Below are 1,432 nucleotides of genomic sequence, written 5' to 3' on the forward strand. Positions count from 1 at the left end.
TTTTTAGATCGTGCCCGTCTCCATACTCATACCGGTACGCTACCGGTACTGCCCGGATCCTGGTATGCCCAATCGGCAAATCCCCTTCAAAAATATTAGAACTTCCTTCTAGGGTGGTGTAGAAATTCGTTTCCTCACCCTTACTCGTGTGTGGTGGATGCGCACTATCCAAAGTCAGGTGCGGATGCGCCGGGATCAACTCCAGCAAATGAGTGCGCATCTCGGTGATAATCCGTTCGTACTCGCTTTGGGCTTGCTGTGCTGCTTCCGGGTCGTTCAGGGTGCATTTGTTTCCATAGAGCTCATTGATCATATCCGGGATAGCACGCCCGGTCTTTGGGGCTTTCTCAAACGTGCCAGCCTGACCATCACGACTAAGACAGTACGAGCCGTCATTAGCGACATCAAACCCAAACGACCGCTGGTCACCGTTCTTACCTTGCGCAAACCCAAACTCACCATGATGATGCTCCCCATACCACCTCCTATAAGCCTCAGCGTCCTCAACGTTACCAGCCTGACTTGAACTTGTTTCACGCTCGTCATTATTAGCATGTTTGGGCACATGGGAGCTTCCCTGTTCCCAAAGGTCACCTCCAGTCTGATCTAGACATTGAAAAGAGCGAGTGTCATTATTACAAGTTATAGAAAAAGCCGCAGGAACATGGGACAGGGATGCACTCACAAGTGTTGCCGAGAGAAACCCAGAAAATACTTTGGTTTTTAGAGAGTTCAAGGGAATTACTTCTTTTCTATAGCCAGGGAATGAACATTATCAATGAGCCATCGGTTGCCGTCATGATGAAGAGTCATCATGAACCAGTTATTCTCATAATCTTCATTGCGAATTTTCTTATATGTTTTCCCATCCGAGTCAACATAGACGTAATACGGCCAAGCGACAAAGAACTTCCACTCATACTTACCGTTACCCTGGTTGATGGGTTCACCGTGAAACTCATATTTTCTTAAATCTCCGCCGATCATCCACCCGCCCTCTTTATACAGTCCAGTATTGAGATCGTAAGTATCCCGTTCGTCTTTAAAGTCTTTGCTAATGAATTTTCTGGCCTCGCTATAATCTCCAGTTTGCATGCCATAATTACGCCATTCCGTCCACGCCTGCACCGTCTTACGCATCCCCTCCAAGGAAGCATTCGTATACCCCTCCTCCGCCTTGGGCTTCGGAACATTCTGCGCAGGACCATAAAAATCCGCAGGACGATACTCCCCCTCCGGAGCTTTCGAGTTCCCCGAATAATGCGCAGACACATTCGAAGACGGTGATGGGCTATCACTGGATGAAGCAGAGGCAACGACAGTCGCAGAAGAGGAAGAACTCGAACTCTCAGTAGCCGCTCCAGCAGGCTTCGAGTCCTCCCCACAGGCAGACAACAGCACAGCAAACCCAGAAACGCCCAAAGCGCTCATA

At 49.0% G+C, this 1,432-nt stretch carries 1 protein-coding gene and 1 pseudogene; both read right to left on the bottom strand.

Going from position 1 to position 1,432, the window contains the following annotated elements:
- Positions 1 to 565: pseudogene (locus tag HMPREF2804_RS08780) on the bottom strand (hypothetical protein); the annotation flags it as partial.
- Between the two features lie 176 nt (positions 566 to 741).
- A complete protein-coding gene (locus tag HMPREF2804_RS08785) occupies positions 742 to 1,431 on the bottom strand; it encodes a DUF6318 family protein (RefSeq protein WP_070627963.1) in 690 nt (229 codons plus the stop codon).
- Between the last annotated feature and the right edge of the window lies 1 nt (position 1,432).

Source organism: Rothia sp. HMSC065G12 (assembly GCF_001811455.1).
GTDB classification, from domain to species: Bacteria; Actinomycetota; Actinomycetes; order Actinomycetales; family Micrococcaceae; genus Rothia; species Rothia dentocariosa.

What these genes read in the sequence shown, in the direction of transcription:
- HMPREF2804_RS08785 (WP_070627963.1), bottom strand. Translation starts at nt 1,431, where the DNA reads ATGAGCGCTTTGGGCGTTTCTGGGTTTGCTGTGCTGTTGTCTGCCTGT.